Source organism: Vitiosangium sp. GDMCC 1.1324 (genome assembly GCF_003044305.1).
Classification (GTDB): domain Bacteria; phylum Myxococcota; class Myxococcia; order Myxococcales; family Myxococcaceae; genus Archangium.
Window position 1 is genome coordinate 271,188 of the sequence record NZ_PZOX01000018.1, and the last position, 19,925, is coordinate 291,112.

Consider the following 19,925-nt stretch of genomic DNA (forward strand, 5'->3'; position numbering starts at 1 on the left):
GCGCTTTGTGACCGGCTGGATGCGGATGCCCGCGAAGCGAGCGGGCGGGCGGGGCCGTGGCCGTCCGGGGCTCACCGGGTGGATATGCCGGGCAGGGAGGAGGGGCTCCGCGCCGGCTCGACGTGCACCACCACGTCCACCACCTCGGGGAACTCCTTCTGCAGCTGGGTCTCCACGGCATCGGCCAGCTCGTGGGCCCGTGCCGTGGTGAGCTGCGGATCCACCTCGATCTTCAGGTCCACGTACACCGTGCCCTCCATGCCCCGGCTGCGCACGTCCCGGCACGAGAGCACGCCCGGCACCTGGAGGGTGTGGTGCGCCACCCTCTGCGGATCCAACCGCGCCGTGTCCGAGAGGATGCCCACCGCCTGCTTGACGATGCCCCATGCCACCCGGGCCACCACTCCCATCACCGCCAGCGTGACGATGCCGTCCGCCTTCGGGTAGCCCAGGTGCACCAGCCCGATCGACACCAGCACCGCCAGCGTGACGCCCACGTCCGACAGCGTGTGCCGCGCGTCCGCCAGGAGCAGCGGGCTCTTGAGCTTCTCTCCCTGCAGGCGCTCGAAGCGAGTGACGGCCAGGTTGACGAGCAGCGTGCCCACCATCACTCCGAACATGAGCGGAGTCACGTCGGGGTGGCGGTCGTGCAGCAGCGAGTCGAACGCCATGCGCCCCAGCTCCAGCATGGCGATGCCGATCATCGCCCCGATGCCCAGCGAGGCCAGCGCCTCGAACTTGCCGTGGCCGTAGGGGTGGTCCTCGTCCGCGGGCCGGGAGGCCACCGACATGGCCACCAGCCCGAGCACGTTGGAGCCCCCGTCGATGAAGGAGTGCGCGCCATCCGCCGTCACCGCGGCTGAGTTGCTCATCCACCCGAAGGCGAGCTTGGCCAGGGCCACGGCCCAGTTGGCCACGAGGATGGCGGCGAGAACGGTGCGTACCTTCCGGTTGCGCTCGAGCGGGGAGGCGTCCACGCGGCGCACCCTAATGCCTGCGCGGCCGGTTCGCGAGCACCCCGCGCGTAGGGCCTCAGTTGGGCTGACGGAAGAGGTGCATCCGGGGGCCGCCGCCCATGTCCATGAAGAAGCCGAAGCTGAAGTGCACCTTGGAGTCGTCCTCCAGCAGGCCCGCCGGCGGGTTGGGGAAGGGCTGGGCCCGCTTGAAGGACTCGACGGCTTCCATGTCCAGGAAGTCCAGCCCGGAGCTCTTCTCGATGGCGATGTCCGCCACCTTCCCCTGTTCATCCAGGGTGACCTTGAGCAGGGTGTAGCGGTCCCTCCCCGAGTAGATGTTGCCCGTGGGATCCCTGCGCATCAGCGCCGAGTTCGGATTCCACTGCGTCCCCACGCTCTGCTTCACCCGGTTGAAGAAGCTGGCGTACTTCCACTCGCGGGTGTTGAGGTAGGTGCCCTCGCCCTCCTCCACGTCCTTGAGGTGATCATTGGGCGCCGCGCCGATGATCTGATTCATCACCGACTGCGAGGGCATCAGCTTCGCCATGCCCGGCGAGCCCAGGCGGCCCTCGGAGCCCTCCTCGCCCGAGCCAGAGCCCGACTGGATGCGCAGCCGCTTCGCGTTGCCGATGACCTCGTCGCTCTCGTTGCGGTTGGCCACTTCCATGCCAGGGCCCGACGCGTTGGGGTCCTGCTTCAGGGCGATCTCCTGCTTGTGCCGGGCGTCGGGCAGCTCGAAGGCGGGCTTCTTGCCGCCCTCCTGCAGGGGCCGGTCATCCGCGCCCCGGCCGTTGTTGCCCGCGATGTGCCCGGCCTCTTCCTCGCTCGACCCCGAGCCGTCGCGCGACTTGCGTCCCGTCGTCTGGGGCATGGCTTTGCGGTAGAAGGGCGTCGTCTCCTTCGCACGCGTCTCCTTGTCGACCTTGTTGTCGTGCTCGGCGAGGTACTTCGCGTCCGGGGCCTCCTTCTGGTTGCCCGGGGCCACGTCCACCACCTGCCCGTCCGGGTGCTTCTCCGGCTTCTTCTCCTCCTTCTTCTTCAGCGGCTGGCTGAGCGGAGGGGCGTTGGGGTTGGGCGGCACCTGCCCGCGGTTCTTCGCCCAGTCCTGGGCACTCAGGGGCCGGAGGGCCACGGCACTCGCCGGCTTGGGAGGCTTGGGCTCGGGCGGCAGGTTGAGCTGGATGAAGGCCATCAAGGCCAGTACGCCGACGAAGACTCCGTGCGCCACGAGGGCCAGCACGAGGGCAAGGAGATAGCGTGCGGGGTGATCCCGCCTGCGTCGGCGCTTGTGTGCCTGCTCTGGAACCGAAGGACCCGTCGACACGCGTGCTGATGATAACCCCGGAGCCCGCCCCGTACTCCCGAGACGTTTCCTGGGCGACAACGCGGAGGTTGGATACCCGCCCTCCGGCCCTCTCCAGAGGGAGAGGAAAGTGTACTCCCCTCCGGAGTCTAGTCACTCAATAGATGGGAGCGACCTCGGCACCGTTGAAGTAGAAACGAAGGATGTCCTGGTAGCGCTGGCCGGCCTCGGCCCGGCCGATGGCGCCCGTCTGGCACATGCCCACCCCGTGCCCCCAGCCGCCGCCGCGGAAGCGCCAGCCGGTGAGGCGGCCCTCGGCATCCCGCTCCTCCTCCACCAGGGCCATGGCGCTGTTGAGCATCCCGAAGAGGCGGCGGATGTTCAGCTCGCCCCGCACCTGGGTGACTCCCCGCTCGCCCGCCACGGTGAGGGTGCGCGCCCGGCCGGACACGCCCCGCTCCCCGAGGCTCAGCGCGTGCACCGGGCCCACCCCCAGGTGCGCGGTGAGCGCGTTCACCTGCTCCACGCTGAAGCGCTTCTCCCAGCGGTACTTGCTCGGCTGAGCGAAGCTGGAGAGCCGGCAGGCGGTGGGCAGCTCCGCGCGCAGGTACTCGGCCAGCGACTCGGGGCCGGGCAGCCCTTCCGTGGGGCCGAGCACGTCCGGTTTGCCGCGCAGGCTCGGGTTGGGCGGGCCTCCCCAGACGACGTCGTTGTCCTCCGTGTGGCCTCCGCACACCGCGCTGTACACCGAGTCCACCAGCCGCCCGTCCGGAGCGAAGAGCGCCTCGCCGCGCGTGGCCTCCACCGCCGCGGTGGTGCTGGCCGCCTCGCCCGAGCGCCCCTTGTACACCGCGCAGTGCTGCTCCGAGCACAGCAGGAAGGGATCCGCCAGGTGCTTGATGCCCACCTTCGCGAGCACCTCGCCGCGCGCCGTCACCGCCTGGGCCTTCAGCGCCTCCGGGTGGGCCCGGGCGTAGATCTCCGAGGGCACCAGCCCCTTGAGGAGATCCTCCAGCTTCACCACGTTCACCACCGCCAGCGTGCCGAAGCGGTCCACCGCGAGCTGGAGCGTGCCCCGGATGCTCCGGTCCTCGAAGCCGTGGTTGTCGTAGCCGACGTCGTGCTCCACCTGCTTCACGTCGAAGCCGACGCCCTCCAGCGTCTCGGCGTAAACGGCGTCCTGGGCGAGCCCCACCACGGCGCCCGCCTCGTCGCGCACCTCGAGGATGGCGCGGGAGGGAGTGCGGACCTCCTCGAAGAGGGTGGTGCGGACGCCGAACTGGCGCAGCAGGTCCGCCTGGCGCTCGGGGACCTGTTTCGGGGAGAGGGACTCGTCCAACAGCAGCAGGTAGCGCCGGTTGTCGATGACCTTCCCGGCGATGCCGTAGAGGACTCCCAGTACGTGCACACGCACCGCCACGCCCCGGGCCTGCCATTGCGCCTGGGCCTCGGCCAGTCCCGCCTTGTCCGCGAAGGGGAGCTCCGCGAGCTGGAGATTCACGGACAGCTCCGCGGGCGTGCCGTCCGTCACCCGCACCGTCCACATGGAGCCCGCGGGAGCCTCCAGCATCTTCTCGGCGTTCCCGCCGAAGCGCAGCCGCATCCGCCCCTTCGGAGAGAATCGCACCTCGCGCCGGCCCTGCATCAGGCCGATGGGCACCTGGGGCTCACCACCCCGGAAGTCCAGGCGCTTGAGGTTGCCCGGCGCGGGCAGGTCCTCGGGGCGCAGGTCCAGATCGGGGGGCGGAGCAGGGCGGACCTCGGCGGGAGGTGGGCTCCTGGGCGCGGCGCTCGCGGTGGACTCAGAGCGGAGGGGCTCCGGGGACGTGGCGGGCACGGGCCGGCGCGGAGCGGCGCAGGTGACGAGGAGGAGCGCGAAGAGTGGTGGAACGGCCTTGTGCAAAGCCCCCCGAAGCTACCCGTGGACGGTGCCGCTCGCCACCTCCTGGTGGGCTTGGTGCCCAGGTGGGCAGGGAGCCCGCCACCGTTTTCCGCTTGTTGAGCACTGAGCAACGTGGTGGGCGCCACGCCGTGGAACCGATGTCGTTCTGCCTACCCTGAGTGTCCTGAGGTTCCCCGGTTCAGGGAGGGCCCCGATGCGGTGCATGGGACTGATGCTGTGCGGCCTGATGGTGGCCTGCGCGTCGGCGAATCCTCTGCGAACCTTGTATGAGCGAGAAGCCCGAATTGCGATGCGATTCTTCCCCCGGGAATCAAGATCCTGCCATGACAGACCTGCCCCGCGTTGACTTCGAGGAGCTCGACATAGGTCATGAGCAATTGATCGTTTGGAGGGGCCAGCCTTTCACGGGGGTGGCAGTCGAATTCTTCCCGGACGGCACACTGTGCAGCGAGGTGCCTCATCTCAACGGGGTCAGGCACGGATTGGTGCGCGCGTGGCATCCCTCAGGTCAGCTCAGGAAGGAAGCGAACCTCTGGCAAGGTGGTCTCCACGGGTATCTGCACGAGTGGGACGAACAGGGTCGTCTCATCTCAGAGGAGCGCGGTGAGCTCGGGATTGGGGTCGCGGAGAAGAGGTGGGATGAGCAAGGCAGGCTGATAAAGGATTGGCATATCAGTCCTGAAGACAACCTGTATGGCATTCTGCAAATCAAGCGGAAGAAGTACGGACAATCAGCACCACCGGGCTGATTCAGCATCCCAGTGCTTGCGCGCTCTGGATGCGGGGCTATGGCTTCGCGTACCGGGAGACCCCGATGCGGTCCGGGGCGGTGTCTCCAGAGCGGTGCAGCCATGTCGTCACCTGACGTGAGTCCGCTTCCTCTTCGATGGCGAACTCGACGGTGCAGGGCTCCATCGGCACGGGAGCGCACACCGAGCCGGTGAGTCTGTCCTCTCCCAGTTCGAACCGCAGGACGATGGGGTGGGGGAGGCTGTTGCGGAAGCGCAGGTCCTTGTAGCCGTAGGCCACCGTGGCATCCGAGCCCAGCGGTGCGAAGCGCGTCTGCTCCGTGTAGAGGTCCACCGAGTGCGCATGTCGCTCCAGCACTCGCAGCCCGCTGCGCAGGGCCAGCAGGTACAGCAGTCCCGAGAGCTGGCACAGCCCGCCCCCGATGCTCACCTCGAGCTGGCCGCCCACGAGGTTCCTTCCGTACACGAAGCCCCGACGCTTCGAGGGCTGACCCACCAGGTGCCAGAACGAGAAGATCTCCTCCGGTCCCACGTGGACGTCCCGCAGCTCGCGGAGGGCCAGGGCGAGATTGTGTTTCTTGCCCTTCAGATGCGCCGAATGGCCGAGCGGCTGTGAGACGGTCACATACGCTGGCCACGCTTGCGTCTCGGGCCGGTCCTGCTCCGAGCGGGTGACGAGCCTCCACCGCACTCCCGTACGCAGATCCCTCAGCGTGCTCCGGGTGCTGGCCACCCAGACGCGGGCGGGCACCGGGACGAGCGGGCGGATGGCGTCAATCCACCTTCTCAAGCTTCACCAGTTGGTACGAGGCGAGGTGCTTGAGCAGTGTCCGTCCGAGCAGCACCTCCGCGGCCATGAAGGCCGGGCGTGCCGCGTGAGGCAGGCGGTGGATGGGGGCCAGTGCGACGCCTCGCGACGCGACGAGGCGCCAGTGCCCCCCGCCCAGCATCCGGAGGTCGCTCGCCATCAGCTCGGTGCCCGCGTGCCAGCCGGAGGCCTTGTAACCCACGAGCCGGCGGCGCAGCGCGTTGGGGAAGTCGAACACCATCACCCCGCCGCGGCGCAGCACTCGCCGGCACTCGTCCAGCACCCGGCGGATGGCTCCCAGGTGCAGGTGCATGAAGAAGTGCAGGGCGAAGACGGTGTCATAGCTGCCGTCGTCGGCGGGGATGCTCCAGGCCGGAGCGTGGTGGATGCGCTTGTCCGGCCACTTCGTCCGGGCGCGCTCGACCATCTTCCCGCTGAGATCCAATCCCTCGCTCGCCAGGTCCAGGAAGCGGCCCGTTCCACAGGCGAGGTCGAGCACCCTCGGGCCCTGGAGCCACCGGCGCAATGCGCGGCGCTCCAGCCCGTCCAGATAGGCTCCGTACGAGCCGCTGAACCTGTCCGCGTCGTACGTCGGCGCGAGGGCGTCGTAGTAGGCGACGACCTCTCTCTCCTCCGCGGGCAGCTCCTCCGGGGCCACATCCGCCTGACCCGATCTACCGACAGAAGTCTCCGAGCTCATCGGGTCTGGCCTCATGGGAAGAGTGGTTCAGGCGGCCTTGAACTCGGGAGGCTTCCAGTTGGCGAAGAAGCGCGACTTGAACCGGGCGCAGTAGCGCACGAGGTTCTCCTGCGACAGCGTGTGCTGCTTGAGCTCCGTGTCCACCGGGTTGGCGATGATGCTCACCAGGAACGAGTACACCACCGCGTCGAACGAGGACGGCGAATCCGCGAGCAGGAATTGCTTGGTGCCCATCAGCGTCGCAATCGAGGAGATGTCCTCCTTGGCCAGCTTCTGGACCTCCTCCATGCTGTGGCGGCCCGTCCCCTGGTCGTGGAGGATCTGCAGCATCTTCTGGCGCAGCGCCGCCACCGGCACGGGTCCACCCACCACCTCCGGGACCATCGTCTCGGCGACAGGCAGGTAGGCCCGCCAACCCGCCTCGTCCACCCAGCGCATGTACACGATGTACCAGTAGGTGCACTCCTCCAGCATGCGCCGGATGGTGTGGCCGATCGCCATCTGCTCCGGCGTCAGCTTCGAGTCGAGCGTATCCCCATGCTTGTTCTTGAGGTACTCGATGATGAACTGGGAGTCGCCCATCACCTTCCCGTCGATCTCGACGTAGGGCACCTTGCCCTTGGGCGCCTTGGCCAGCGAGGCCAGCTTCACATCGTAGGACAGGCCGGCCATGCGCAGATACGACTCGAGCTTGAAGCAGAACGGGCTGAGGTTGGGCGTGCCCCAGGCCTGAGGGGTTTGATAGAGGGTGATCATGGGTGGTGTCTCATCCAGTCGCGGACTGCTCCAGTTGTTCTTCCGTACGAATCGATTCTACCGGTTTGATGCGTACCTGGACCCCGCTGAACGCGGCGTTGCCACTGATAGCATCCAGTGAACGATCATCGGTCAGGTCGTTGATGCTCACGCCTGCATGCTCCCCCGCCACGCGGAGCCGGACGCCTTCCCGCCCGTGGCCGTAGCCGTGAGGCAGGCTCACGACGCCCTGCATCACTTCATCCGTCACTGTCACGGGCGCTTTCACCTCGCCCACACGCGAAGTGATGAATGCTTCCCCTCCCTCCCGCAGACCGAGCCGGCGGGCGTCATCCGGGTGCACCATCAACGTGCACCGGGGTTTGCCGCTGACGAGCCGCGGCACGTTGTGGAGCCAGGAGTTGTTGTCGCGCAGGTGGCGCCGGCCAATGAGCAGCAGTGTCCCTTCCTCGGGGGCTGGCGCGTCCGCCGGGTAGGTCTGGCGCAGGCGCTGGACGTCGGCCACCAGCAACTCGGGAGCGAGCTGGATGCGGCGGTCTCGCGTGGCCAGCCGTCCGGGCAGGCTCGGCTGGAGCGGCCCCAGGTCCACGCCATGGGGTTGGGCCTCGAGGCTCGCCAGGCTCAGCCCCTTGCGGAACGGGCGGAGCTTCAGGCCATACGGGCCCGCGCGCAGCGCCACGTCCAGCAGGCGATCGGGACCGAGCGCCTTGAGCGTGCGGTACTCCAGCTCGCCCTGGACGCGCGGCGCTCCCCGCAGTTTCTCCAGGCGGTGCTTCAGCTCCAGGAAGATCTCCCAGTCGTGCTTCGAGTCCGGGCGCTTCGGGAAGAGCGGCGGCGAGTACTTCGCGGTGTTGCGCACCGCCAGCACGTGGAAGGCGAGGTCGTAATGGCTCCGCTCCAGGTGCGTGCTGGGCGGCAGGATGATGTGTGCGTGCCGGGTCGTCTCGTTGATGTACGGGTCGATCGACACCATGAAGTCGAGTGACTCGAGCGCCTTGTCGAGCTGCCGTCCGTTGGGCGTGGACACCACCGGGTTGCCCGCGGAGGTGAGCATCGCGCGGATACGGCCGGGGCCCTCGGTGAGGATCTCCTCGCCGAGCGCGGCCACTGGCAGATCTCCGGAAAACTCGGGCAGCCCGCGCACGCGGCTCCTCCAGCGCCCGAAGCTGCCGCGGCCCATGGCCAGTGCACGCGGCCCCTGCACGACGTCGAAGGCCGGCTTCGTGAAGAGGGCACCGCCCTCGCGGTCGAAGTTCCCCGTCACCAGGTTGATGAGGTTGATGAGCCACTGGCACATCGCACCGAAGGCCTGGGTGGAGACGCCCAGTCGGCCGTAGCAGACGGCGGATTCCGAGGCGGACAGCTCGCGGGCGATCCTCCGGGTGGTGTCCGCGGGAACGCCGGTGTGGAGCGCGGCGCGCTCGGGGGTGAAGTCGCGCGCCACCTCCCGGACGGTGGCCAGGCCGTCGGAGAACTCCGCGAGCCGCCCCAGCTTCGGGCCCGTCTCCTCGAGCAGGACGTGCAGGAGCGAGAACAGCCACAGCGCGTCGGTGCCGGGGCGGATGAAGACGTGCTCGTCCGCGGCGCGGGCGGTCTCCGTCTTCCGGGGGTCCACCACCACCACCCTGCCGCCGCGCTGCTGGATGGCCTTGAGCCGGCCCCGGACGCCCGGCGCGCTCATCAGGCTGCCGTTGGAGGCGAGCGGGTTGGCCCCGAGGATGAGCATGTAGCGCGTGTGGTCGATGTCCGGGATGGGGATGAGGAACTGGTGCCCGAACATCAGGTACGCGACGAGCTGGTGGGGGAGCTGATCCACCGACGACGCCGAGAACTTGTTCTTCGTGCGCAGGGCCCGCAGGAGCATGGGCAGGAAGATCAGCGCGCCGTGGTCGTGGACGGTGGGGTTGCCCACGTACGCGCCCACCGATTCCTTGCCGTGCTCCTTCTGGATGGCGTGCAGCCGCCGTGCGGTCTCGTCGAGTGCTTCCTCCCAGGAGATGGGCTGCCAGCCGTTGGCGGTGCGCCGGACGGGTTGGCGGAGCCGATCCGGATCCTCATGGAGATCTTGGAGCGCGACGGCCTTGGGGCAGATGTGGCCCTTGCTGAAGGGATCCTCCTCGTCGCCGCGGATGGAGGTGACGCGGCCACCGGAGGTCTCGATGCGCAGGCCGCACATGGCCTCGCAGAGATTGCAGGTTCGGAAGTGCAGCTCGGACGGCGACGAGGGCTTGGTCATCGAGATGCCTCTCAGGGACAGCGAGGGGAAGAACGGGGCCGGCGGCGGGTGGCGAGCGCCAGGAGCGACAGCAGGCCCATCCATGCGGCCGCACCAGCGCTCGCCGATTGGGCGGAGCAGCCGCAGCCACTGGCCTGCTTGGCGATGTGCACGTTGAAGTTGCACCGGGCCGTGTTGCCGGCGGCGTCCGTCGCCGTCACCTCCACGGAGGTGTCACCGACCTGGAAGATGCTGCCGCTCGCCGGGGACATGCTGATGCTCGGCGAGGTCGTCACCCGGTCCGTGACGGAGGCCTGGGGCAGCGTCACCGCCACGGGTCCCTCCGCGACGTTCACGTCGGGCGGGCACGTGAGCAGCGGCGGCAGGGTGTCGCGCACCGTGATGGGGAAGCTGCACTCGGCCTCGTTGCCCGAGGCATCCGCGGCCTTCACCTTCACGGACGTCTCTCCAACGGGGAAGGTGTCCCCGGAGGCGTGGCTGGTGCTCACGGTGACGGCGGAGACGGTGTCCACGTAGTTGATCACCTTGAACTCCGCCGGGGCGCCCGAGGGCCCCACGGCCTCGACCTGGATGGGGGCCGGGCACCTGAGCGTGGGAGCCTTCGTGTCACGGACGATGACGTGGAAGGTGCAGCTCGAGACGTTCCCGGCTGCATCCTTCGCCGTGGCCGTGACGGGGGTGCTCCCGAGCGGGAAGCGGCTCCCGCTCGTCTGATCGTAGGTGAGGGTCGGGTGGGCGGAGACCGCATCCGAGACCTCGGCGGGCGGCCACGTGGCGGTCGCGCCGCCAGCGTTCTCGGCCTCGACAATCGGGTCCGCGGGGCACGTCAGCACCGCGGCCGTCGTGTCCTGCACGCGCACGGTGAAGGTGCACTGGTTGCTGTTGCCCCGCTCGTCGGTGGCCGTCACCGTCACCTGGGTGTTGCCCTGGGGGAAGAGGCTGCCGGACTCGTGGCTCGCGGTGATCACGGGGGAGCGGGTGACCGCGTCGGTGGCCAGCGCAGAGTAGGTGACGATCGCGCCGCCCTCGCTGGTGGCCTCCACCGTGGCGCTCGCGGGGCAGACTGGCTCCGGAGGCGTGGTGTCCCGCACCGTCACGGTGAAGGTGCACGTGGCCACCAGGCCCGCCGCGTCGCGAGCGGTGGCGGTGACCTCGGTGGGCCCGAACGGGAAGAAGCTTCCCGGCACCCGGCTATAGGAGAGGGCGGGCGGGAGCGTGGTGTCATCGGTGGCCTCGGCCTCCGGGAAGTCGACATGGGCGCCCAGCGTCTGCTGGGCCTCGACGAGCTGGTTGGCCGGGCAGGTGATGCTCGGGGCCGTGCCATTGGTGAGCAGGGCTCGCGGCATCCACCACGGCTCGCGCCCGTGCCGCCCATCGCTCGCGCTGAAGGCGATGGAGTCCCCGGCGAGAGTGAAGCCCGCGGGGTCCGAGCCCTGCTGCCAGGGGGCGATGTCGTGCAGCACGAAGGTGCCCGCCTCGGTGCCGTCCGAGCGCCACAGCTCGGTGCCGCTCACGCCGTCATTGGCGGCGAAGAGGAGCAGGTTCTCGGGGGTGAGCACGAAGAGCGATTCGGCGAGGACTCCGCTTCCGTTGCCCGGGAGGAGGTCCTTGACGCGCACGGTGCCCGACTCGGTGCCATCGGACTTCCACAGCTCCCGGCCGGAGGTGCCATCATCGGCGGTGAAGTAGAGCGTGCCGCCGAGCGCCGTGAGGGCGAGGGGCCTGGAGCTTCCGTTGCCGGGGAGGAGGTCCTTGACGCGGACGGTGCCCGCGCCGGTGCCATCGGTCTTCCACAGCTCCCGGCCGGAGACGCCGTCATCGGCGCTGAAGTAGAGGGTACTGCCGAGCACCGCGAAGACGGAGGGCCCGGAGTCCAGGGCACCCGCGGTGATGTCCTTCACGAGGGTGGTGCTCGTGCCGTCTGTCTTCCACAGCTCGATGCCGGTGCTGGCCTCGTTGGCCACGAAGTAGAGGAACCCGTCCATGACGCCGGCGATGTTCAGGACAGCGCCCCTGTTCCCAGTGTCGCGGATGTCCGCGACGCGAACCGTGCCCGCGCCGGTGCCGTCGGTCTTCCACAGCTCGCGGCCGCCGGAGGCGTCCCGGGCCATGAAGTAGAGGGCGCCTCCCATGGGCGTGAATCGGGAGGGAGTCGAAGACGCTCCACTGCCCGCGACGATGTCCTTCACGAGGGTGGTGCCCGCGTCGGTGCCATCGGTCTTCCACAGCTCGGTGCCGTTGGCGGTGTCCTGGCCGGCGAAGTAGAGGAATCCTCCGTAGGCGGCGAGCTCGATGGGGGTGCCGGCAGCGGTGGTCAGCTTGACCTTGGTGGTCACCGCGGTGGTGCCCGTGGGGGCGGGCGTGCCATCCGTCTTCCAGAGCTGGAAGCCCTCCGCGAAAGAGGGCAGGGCCGCGAAGTAGAGGGCTCCATTCAGGGGCGTCAGGGCGCTCAGTCCCGACTCCAGGATGAAGAGGGTGTCATCCTTGGGAATGATGTCCACGAGGGGCTTCGTGCCCGCCGCCGTTCCATCGCTGCGCCACAGCTTCGCCGCCTCGTCCTGCTCGAAGGTGGTGAAGTACAGCGCGCCATTCCAGGAGGCGAAGGGCACGGGGTTCGAGCCCCGGGTCGCGTTCAGATCGGCTCCGACGGGGACCGTGCTGGCCGCGTCACCCTGGGTCTTCCACAGCGTGGGGAGCGGCGGGTTCTCGTCGGAGAGGCCAGTCCCCGGCGCGTTCGCCACGAAGTAGACCGTGTCGCCCAGCACCGTGAGCGAGCGGGGCGCCGGATCCGTGGGGCGATCGCCCGAGAAGATGTTGTTGCCGATGCGCCGGGTGCCCGCCGCGCCGCCGTCGCTCGTCCACAGCTCGTTGCCGAAGCCCGGCTCGTACGCGGTGAAGTAGAGCGTGCCGCCGTTGGCCTTCATCTGCAGGGGGCCCTTGCCTCCCGCGGCCTTGAAGTCCTTGAGGAGCAGCGTGCCCGCCGCCGAGCCATCCGTCGCGTAGAGGGCGCTCTCGGTGTTGCTGGCATCCCGCGTCATGAAAAAGAGGCGGGTGCTCGCGGCGACGAGGGAGTCGGGCGTCTCCACGGTGTTGTTTCCGGGGAGGAGGTCCAGGACGAGCCCGGTGCCCGCATCGGTGCCGTCGGTCTTCCACAGCTCGCGCCCCGTCACACCATCGGTGGCGACGAAGTACACCGCGCCTCCGAAGGCGGTGAGCTGCGCGGGTGCGGAGCCCGAGGCTCCCGGGAGGATGTCCTTGACGCGGACTGTACCGGCCTCGGTGCCGTCGGTCTTCCACAGCTCGCTTCCCGTGGAACCGTCATCAGCGGCGAAGAAGAGCGTACGGCCCGCGCGCACGAGCCCTCGCGTGGCGGGAGAGGCCTTGATGATCAGGCTCGCGCCGACACGGACAGTGCCCACGGGGGTGCCATCGGTGCGCCAGAGCTGCTGCGTGCCCCCGGCGGTGGCGATGAAGTAGAGCTTGCCGCCGAGCTCGGTGAACGAGCCGGGATCGCTGTTGCTCTTGCCCAACGCGATGTCCCGGACGAGCACCGTGCCCTCCGTGGTGCCGTCGGTGCGCCACAACTCGGCCCCGTGCTCGCCGTCGTTGGCGCTGAAGTAGACCCACCCGTTGAGCTCGGCGAACGCCGTGGGCTGGGAACTGGCCGCGCCCGGGTTGATGTCCGCGAGCTGGAAGGTGCCGGCGGTGGTGCCGTCCGTCCGCCATAGCTCCACGCCATGCTGGCCATCCGTGGCGCTGAAGTAGGTGAGCCCCCGCATGTGGAAGAGGTTGGAAGGCGAGGAGCCGATGGTGCCCGGGGCGATGTCGGCCACCAGGGCGGGGCCGGAGGGCGTGAGTCTCCACAACTCGGGTCCGGTGCTGTCCTCGTTGGCCGAGAACAGGAGCGCCGCCCCCGCCGCCGTGGGGAACTCGGGGTAGCGCACCAGCGCGCCCTCGGACGTCGCACCCACGTCCGCCATCAGGGAGGCGGGGCCCTCGCCCAGCGCCCGGCGGGTGGCCTTCGGCGCCTCACGTACTGGCTCCTCCCGAGTGGGGGCCGTGCAGGCCGCGCCCATCACCAGGACGCACAAGGACGCCAGGGTCGTGTTCACTCTTACCATGCTGTTCCTCGAGACTCCCCCGCCGGACCTGGTTCCGCGTCCGGCCATGCGACGGCATTCAACCACATCCGGGCCCGCCGGGAGCGCGGCGGAAAAATGCACTCCGGGGGTGACGGTTTCGCGCGGAGGCGGTGTTCCAGGTGGCGTGATGCACGACGCCGCCTGGGAGGGCAGGCGTCCTTTCCGGGAGTCAGAGCATGTGGAAGAGCCTGGGTGTGGGTGTTGCTGTGCTGTTGTTCCTGCCCGCTTGCGGTTTGTTCATGGTGCGGGGTGACGGCCACAAGGTCACCCAGTCGCGTGAGGTCTCCGGTTTCAGCCGGGTGGAGAATCACTCCTCCCTGGATGTGGTGGTGCGCGAGGCCGACGCCCCTTCCTTCAGCCTGACGCTCGACGAGAACCTGCACCGCTACGTCACCACCCGCGTGGACGGGGATGCGCTCATCATCGACGACACCGAGAACCTGTCGTACTCGGGCGAGGGCCGGGTGGTGGCGACGCTGCCGCGCTTCCTCGGCGCGAAGAACAGCGGCTCCGGCGACTTCCTCGTCGAGGGCATCTCCCAGGCGAATTCGCTCCTCCTCGAGCTCGATGGCTCGGGAGACCTGCGCTACTGCGGGCCGGCGAGCCGCCTCCTCGCGATGCTCTCGGGCTCTGGCAGCATGACGCTCTGCACCTCGCAGGAGCAGGCGCTGGAGGAGGTGGGCCTGGACCTCTCGGGCTCCGGTTCGATCACCTACGACGGCTCCGCGAAGCAGGTGCTGGTGTCCAGCAGTGGCTCCGGTGACGTGAACCTCTCGGGCTCGACGCCGAAGCTGGTGGTCCGGACGAGCTCCAGTGGCAGTGTCGAGGCCCGGGGACTCACCAGCGCCCAGGCGGCTCTGGACGTGACGGGCTCTGGCGGGGTGGAGGCCACGGTCAACGAGCGCGTGTCGGTGAGCATCGACGGCTCCGGCAACGTGGACCTGTGGGGTTCGGCCCAGGTGAACGATGTGCGACTCACCGGCAGCGGGAACATCCGGCGCCACTGAGCCAGAAGCGCACCTTGCTTCGTCACCCAGGAGGCCTTTTCCCGCCCACCCGGCTCTCCAGGGGGCGGGGGAGGGCCTCCCTCGTTTTCCCGGGAGACAGGCCCCGCCGTCCGAGGGGGCGGCCTGTCACGATCTCTTATCGGATGCAGGGAGGAGGCGGTGGTTATAAGACGGCCGCGCATTTCCGGACCCCTCTCCCAGAGATCCCATGCTCACGCTGCGTGGCGCCCCCGCCCTCTCCGAGTTCCGTCTGGCCAAGTTGCTCGCTCGCTGCCGCGAGCTGGAGCCGACCGTGGCCTCCGTCTACGCGGAGTTCGTGCACTTCGTCGACGTCGCGACCGCCCTCTCGGAGTCCGAGCGGGCCCTGATGGACGACCTGCTGCGGTATGGCCCGCGGCTGAACCGGACGGAGCCGCGGGGAAGCCTGCAGCTCGTCATCCCGCGCCCCGGCACCATCTCGCCCTGGTCGTCGAAGGCCACGGACATCTTCCAGAACTGTGGCCTGCGCGGCGTGCGGCGCATCGAGCGCGGTACTGCCTATTGGGTCGCCGACGGGACCGGCAAGGCCCTGAGCCCCGCGCAGCTCGCCCGCGTGCAGCCGGTGCTGCATGACCGGATGACCCAGGCGGTCGTGGGGAGAGAGGAAGACGCCGCCATCCTCTTCGCGGGTCACACGCCCAGGCCGCTCACCACGGTGGATGTGATGGGCGGAGGCCGGGCGGCGCTCGTCACCGCGAACCGGGAGCTGGGCCTGGCCCTGGCCGAGGATGAGATCGACTACCTGGTGGCGCGCTTCACCGAGCTGAAGCGCAACCCCACCGATGTCGAGCTGATGATGTTCGCGCAGGCGAACAGCGAGCACTGCCGGCACAAGATCTTCAACGCCTCGTGGAGCATCGATGGGGAGAAGCAGGAGCGGTCGCTCTTCCAGTCCATCAAGAACACCTACGCGGCGAACAAGGAAGGCGTGCTGTCGGCGTACAAGGACAACGCGGCGGTGATGGAGGGCTTCGAGGCCGAGCGTCTCTTCCCGGACGTGGCCAGCGGCGAGTACCGCTTCCACCGCGAGCCCACGCACATCCTGATGAAGGTGGAGACGCACAACCATCCCACCGCGATCTCGCCGCACCCGGGAGCCTCCACTGGCGCGGGCGGAGAGATTCGTGACGAGGGAGCCACGGGCCGGGGCGCGAAGCCCAAGGCGGGCCTGACCGGGTTCTCCGTGTCGAACCTGCGCATTCCTGGCTACGAGCAGCCCTGGGAGCTGCCCTACGGCAAGCCGGAGCGCATCGTGTCCGCGCTCGACATCATGATCGAAGGCCCGCTGGGTGGCGCCGCCTTCAACAACGAGTTCGGCCGGCCCAACCTGTGCGGCTACTTCCGCAGCTTCGAGATGCAGGTGCCCACGTCCGAGGGCGTCGAGGTGCGTGGCTACCACAAGCCCATCATGATCGCGGGAGGCCTCGGCAACATCCGGGCGCAGCACGTGCAGAAGGGGACGCTGAAGCCGGGGGACAAGATCGTCGTGCTGGGTGGCCCGGCGATGCTGATCGGCCTGGGCGGTGGCGCGGCGTCGTCGATGACGCAGGGCTCGAGCGCGGCGGACCTCGATTTCGCCTCGGTGCAGCGAGACAACGCGGAGATGGAGCGGCGCTGCCAGGAGGTCATCGACAGCTGCTGGGCGCTGGGAGAGGCCAACCCCATTCGCTCCATCCACGACGTGGGGGCGGGAGGCCTGTCCAACGCGGTGCCGGAGCTCATCCACGACAACGAGCTGGGTGGCCGCTTCGAGCTGCGCGAGGTGCCGAACGCCGAGCCCGGCATGGCGCCGGTGGAGATCTGGTGCAACGAGGCGCAGGAGCGCTACGTGCTGGCGATCGCGCCGGAGGACCTGCCGCGCTTCACGGCGCTGTGCGAGCGCGAGCGGGCGCCGTTCTCGGTGCTGGGCGAGGCCACTCAGGAGCAGGCGCTGAAGCTGACGGATCGGCAGTTCGGCAACGCCCCTATCGACATTCCGATGGACGTGCTGTTCGGCAAGCCGCCGCGGATGCACCGGGACGTGAAGTCGCGCCGGCTGGCGCACGGTGAGCTGAAGCTGGACGCACCAGTGAAGGAGATGCTGGGGCGGGTGCTCGGGCACCCGACGGTGGCGGACAAGGGGTTCCTCATCACCATTGGAGACCGGACGGTGTCGGGCCTGACGGCGAGGGACCAGATGGTGGGTCCGTGGCAGGTGCCGGTGGCGGACTGCGCGGTGACGCTGTCGGCGCACGCGGGCTACACGGGCGAGGCCATGTCCATGGGCGAGCGCACGCCGGTGGCGCTCATCGACGCAGCCGCCTCGGCGCGCATGGCGGTGGCCGAGGCCGTGACGAACATCGCCTCGGCGCGGATCGGGAAGCTGGGGGACGTGAAGCTGTCCGCCAACTGGATGGCCGCCGCGGGCAGCCCGGGCGAGGACGCCAACCTCTACGCCGCGGTGAAGGCGGTGGGCATGGAACTGTGCCCGGTGCTGGGCCTCACCATTCCGGTGGGCAAGGACTCCATGTCCATGCGCACGGTGTGGGAGGAGAAGGGGGCTCGCAAGGCGGTGACGGCGCCGCTATCGCTCATCGTGTCGGCGTTCGCGCCGGTGCTCGATGTCCGCAAGTCGCTCACGCCGCAGCTTCGCGAGCCGGAGGCGGATACGCGGCTGGTGTTCGTGGACCTCGCGGGCGGCAGGCAGCGGCTGGGCGGGTCCGTCCTGGCGCAGACCTACGCGCAGGTGGGCCCGCGGTGCCCGGACGTGGAGAGCCCCGAGACGTTGAAGGGCTTCTTCGCCGCGATGCAGGCGCTCAACGAGGCGGGCCTGGTGCAGGCCTACCACGACCGCTCCGACGGCGGTCTCCTCACCACGCTGGTGGAGATGGCCTTTGCCGGGCACTGCGGCTTCGAGGTGGACGTGGCCTCGCTGGGCCCGGATGCCGTCGCGGCGCTCTTCAACGAGGAGCTGGGCGCGGTGCTGCAGGTGAAGGCCGCCGACCTCTCGCGGGTGCGCGAGGTGCTGACGGCACACGGGCTGGGCTCCACGTACCACGAGCTCGGCCGGCCGAGGGCGGGGTTGACGGTGCAGGTGCACCATGGCGCGAAGGTCCTCCTCGAGGAGGACACGATGGCGCTGCGCAAGCAGTGGTCGCGCGTGAGCTACGAGATGCAGAAGCTGCGCGACAACCCGCGCTGCGCCGAGGAGGAGTACACCGCGAAGTGCGACCCGGCCGATCCGGGCCTGTCGCCCCGGCTCACGTTCGATCCGAAGGAGGACGTGGCGGCGCCGTACATCGCGAAGGGAGCGAAGCCCCGGGTGCTCATCCTGCGGGAGCAAGGGGTGAACAGCCAGTACGAGATGGCGCGAGCGTTCATGCGCGCGGGCTTCAGCGCGGTGGACGTGCACATGAGCGACATCCTCGCGGGGCGGGTGTCGCTGAAGGACTTCACGGGAGTGGCGGCCTGCGGAGGCTTCTCGTACGGCGACGTGCTGGGAGCGGGCGGAGGCTGGGCCCGGTCCATCCTGTTCAGCGCGCGTGCGCGAGACGAGTTCGCCGCGTTCTTCGCGCGTCCGGGCACCTTCGCCCTGGGCGTGTGCAACGGCTGCCAGATGATGGCGCAGCTGCGTGACCTCATCCCTGGAGCCGAGCACTTCCCGCACTTCGTGCGCAACGCCTCGGAGCAGTTCGAGGCGCGGCTGGTGCAGGTGGAGGTGGCGGAGAGCCCGTCGTTGTTCTTCAAGGGCATGGCGGGCAGCCGTATCCCCATCGCGTCGTCGCACGGAGAGGGGCGAGCGGAGTTCGCCAGCCCCGAGGAGGCGGCACGGGTGAACGGGCTGGGGGTGGTGCCGGTGCGCTTCGTGGACAACCACGGGCGGGTGACGGAGACGTACCCGGCGAACCCGAACGGCTCGCCGCACGGAATCGCGGGCCTGACATCGAGGGACGGGCGCGTCACCATCCTGATGCCGCATCCGGAGCGCGTGAGCCGGAGCGTGCAGTACTCGTGGTGCCCGCCGGAGTGGGGTGAGGATGGCCCGTGGATGCGGATGTTCCGCAACGCGCGCGCGGCGCTGGGCTGAGCGATGTGTCTTGGCCCGACGTCAGGACAGGTGCCTGCCTTGACGGAATGACTGAGCCCCGCCGATCCTGCCCGGTGGAGGGCTCATGTCCCGTCACGTCCTGCTCGCAGTGCTATGCCTGTCGCTCACCGCCTCCGCCGACACTCCGAACCTCTTCGAGCCGCAGGAGTTGTCGAGCGGGGATGTGGTGACCTTCGTCGTCACCTGTGCCGACAAGGTCAAGAAGTCCAATCCCAGCCTGAGTGAGGACAATCGCCTGCGTTACTGTATGTGCGCGGCCGATGCCTTGCGCCTACGGCACAAGCAGAAGGTGAAAGACGAGACGCCGAGTCCTGAGGATCTACGGCGCTGCGCCACCGAGGCTCTCAAACAATCCCCCGCCCAGGAGGCTCAGGCTCAGAGCCAGCCCGAACCATCCCCGGCGGACCCCTCGGTGGTGCCGGCGTCCACACAGGCCCCGCGAGACACGGACTGGAGCGTGGATGAATCCGACGAGGCGTCTTCGTCCGAGTCCCCCAGCTCCGCTCCCGCACGGACTTGCTGCAAGGTATGCAAGAAAGGCTGCCCCTGCGGGGACTCGTGTATTTCGTGCAGCAAGGTCTGTCACAAGGGGCCCGGCTGCGCCTGCTGAGTCACTCGGACCAGACGAGCGCCAGCTCGAGCTCGAGGGCTTCGAATGGCTCGGCGCGGACCCGCTCGTCTCCGGCGAAGGAGTCGACGAGCAGCCAGTGGCGCCCCTCGACCCGGAAGATGTCGAGCGTCTGTGCGATCGGGTCCACGTGCCAGACGTTCCGCACGCCTTCCCGAGCGTAGATGCGCATCTTCTCGACCTTGTCGATGCGCCGCGTGCGATCCGCGAGGATCTCACACACCCAATCCGGAGCGAGGTCGTAGTGCGCCGGGGCATTGGCCCCTCCGACAGCCAGTGGCAGGCGCGCGCGCGTTCATCCGCAGATGTCCGGAACGAGCTTGTCGGGCCGGGGACCGAGGTGCAGTTCCGGCTGATTGAGGATCACCCACCCGCCCGGTCCCCCCTTGCCGAGCATGAAGGGCATCCCGATGAGAGCACTGAGGTTCGTCAGTGCGTTGAGCGTCGGGCGAGCAGGGTGGGGGCTGAGGTGCAACTCGCCGTTGAGGATCTCCGCCACCATCTCCGGTGGAGCTGCTTGGAAGGCTGCCTCGACGGACGGGGAGTTCGGCTCTGTGGACTCGGTATCAGAGGGGCGGCGCGGGGCCATGAGAGGAAGATTCATCATGTCC

General features: G+C 69.0%; 14 protein-coding genes. 4 read left to right on the forward strand and 10 right to left on the reverse strand.

Annotated elements, in window-relative coordinates; genetic code table 11:
* Positions 1-71: 71 nt before the first annotated feature.
* The 3 genes from DAT35_RS40500 to DAT35_RS40510 form a co-directional block, all read right to left on the reverse strand.
* Positions 72-986, reverse strand: coding sequence for a cation diffusion facilitator family transporter (locus DAT35_RS40500; protein WP_108074646.1), 915 nt, complete (start codon positions 984-986; stop codon positions 72-74).
* Between the two features lie 46 nt (positions 987-1,032).
* On the reverse strand, positions 1,033-2,280 hold the full coding sequence (locus DAT35_RS40505; protein ID WP_369946313.1) for an energy transducer TonB: 1,248 nt from the start codon (positions 2,278-2,280) through the stop codon (positions 1,033-1,035).
* 136 nt (positions 2,281-2,416) lie between these two features.
* The gene (locus tag DAT35_RS40510; protein ID WP_108074648.1) at positions 2,417-4,162 is read right to left on the reverse strand and encodes a SpoIID/LytB domain-containing protein; all 1,746 of its coding nucleotides are present in this window, start codon (positions 4,160-4,162) and stop codon (positions 2,417-2,419) included.
* 323 nt (positions 4,163-4,485) lie between these two features.
* Between DAT35_RS40510 and DAT35_RS40515 the strand changes: the two genes are divergently transcribed.
* Positions 4,486-4,911, forward strand: a complete 426-nt coding sequence (locus DAT35_RS40515) for a toxin-antitoxin system YwqK family antitoxin (RefSeq protein ID WP_108074649.1) — start codon at positions 4,486-4,488, stop codon at positions 4,909-4,911.
* A gap of 37 nt (positions 4,912-4,948) precedes the next feature.
* Here DAT35_RS40515 and DAT35_RS40520 read toward each other — a convergent pair whose 3' ends face one another.
* The 5 genes from DAT35_RS40520 to DAT35_RS40540 are packed head-to-tail and all read right to left on the reverse strand — an operon-like array spanning position 4,949 to position 13,523.
* Positions 4,949-5,701, reverse strand: coding sequence for a VanW family protein (locus DAT35_RS40520; RefSeq protein WP_199243139.1), 753 nt, complete (start codon positions 5,699-5,701; stop codon positions 4,949-4,951).
* Entirely contained in the window at positions 5,685-6,419 is a 735-nt protein-coding gene (locus DAT35_RS40525) for a bifunctional 2-polyprenyl-6-hydroxyphenol methylase/3-demethylubiquinol 3-O-methyltransferase UbiG (protein WP_158502101.1), read from the reverse strand. Before DAT35_RS40525 ends, DAT35_RS40520 begins: the two co-directional genes overlap by 17 nt.
* Before the next feature lie 27 nt (positions 6,420-6,446).
* The gene (locus tag DAT35_RS40530; protein WP_108074652.1) at positions 6,447-7,175 is read right to left on the reverse strand and encodes a glutathione S-transferase family protein; all 729 of its coding nucleotides are present in this window, start codon (positions 7,173-7,175) and stop codon (positions 6,447-6,449) included.
* 10 nt (positions 7,176-7,185) lie between these two features.
* A complete protein-coding gene (locus DAT35_RS40535) occupies positions 7,186-9,411 on the reverse strand; it encodes a molybdopterin oxidoreductase family protein (RefSeq protein ID WP_108074653.1) in 2,226 nt (741 codons plus the stop codon).
* Positions 9,412-9,422: 11 nt separating this feature from the next.
* Positions 9,423-13,523 carry an ELWxxDGT repeat protein gene (locus DAT35_RS40540; protein WP_158502102.1) on the reverse strand — a complete coding sequence of 1,367 codons (4,101 nt, stop codon included), beginning with the start codon at positions 13,521-13,523 and terminating at the stop codon, positions 9,423-9,425.
* 206 nt (positions 13,524-13,729) lie between these two features.
* Here DAT35_RS40540 and DAT35_RS40545 point away from each other — a divergent pair, with 206 nt between their 5' ends.
* The 3 genes from DAT35_RS40545 (at position 13,730) to DAT35_RS40555 (ending at position 19,296) form a co-directional block, all read left to right on the forward strand.
* Positions 13,730-14,560: a GIN domain-containing protein gene (locus tag DAT35_RS40545; RefSeq protein ID WP_108074655.1), complete on the forward strand. Its 831-nt coding sequence runs from the start codon at positions 13,730-13,732 to the stop codon at positions 14,558-14,560.
* Positions 14,561-14,768: 208 nt separating this feature from the next.
* Positions 14,769-18,665, forward strand: a complete 3,897-nt coding sequence (purL, locus tag DAT35_RS40550; protein WP_108074656.1) for a phosphoribosylformylglycinamidine synthase — start codon at positions 14,769-14,771, stop codon at positions 18,663-18,665.
* Positions 18,666-18,750: 85 nt separating this feature from the next.
* A complete protein-coding gene (locus DAT35_RS40555; RefSeq protein ID WP_108074657.1) occupies positions 18,751-19,296 on the forward strand; it encodes a hypothetical protein in 546 nt (181 codons plus the stop codon).
* A 1-nt stretch (position 19,297) separates the two neighbouring features.
* Here the strand turns inward: DAT35_RS40555 and DAT35_RS62200 are convergent, their stop codons facing one another.
* Entirely contained in the window at positions 19,298-19,597 is a 300-nt protein-coding gene (locus DAT35_RS62200; RefSeq protein ID WP_369946317.1) for a Uma2 family endonuclease, read from the reverse strand.
* 12 nt (positions 19,598-19,609) lie between these two features.
* The gene (locus tag DAT35_RS62205; RefSeq protein WP_304466080.1) at positions 19,610-19,921 is read right to left on the reverse strand and encodes a hypothetical protein; all 312 of its coding nucleotides are present in this window, start codon (positions 19,919-19,921) and stop codon (positions 19,610-19,612) included.
* Between the last annotated feature and the right edge of the window lie 4 nt (positions 19,922-19,925).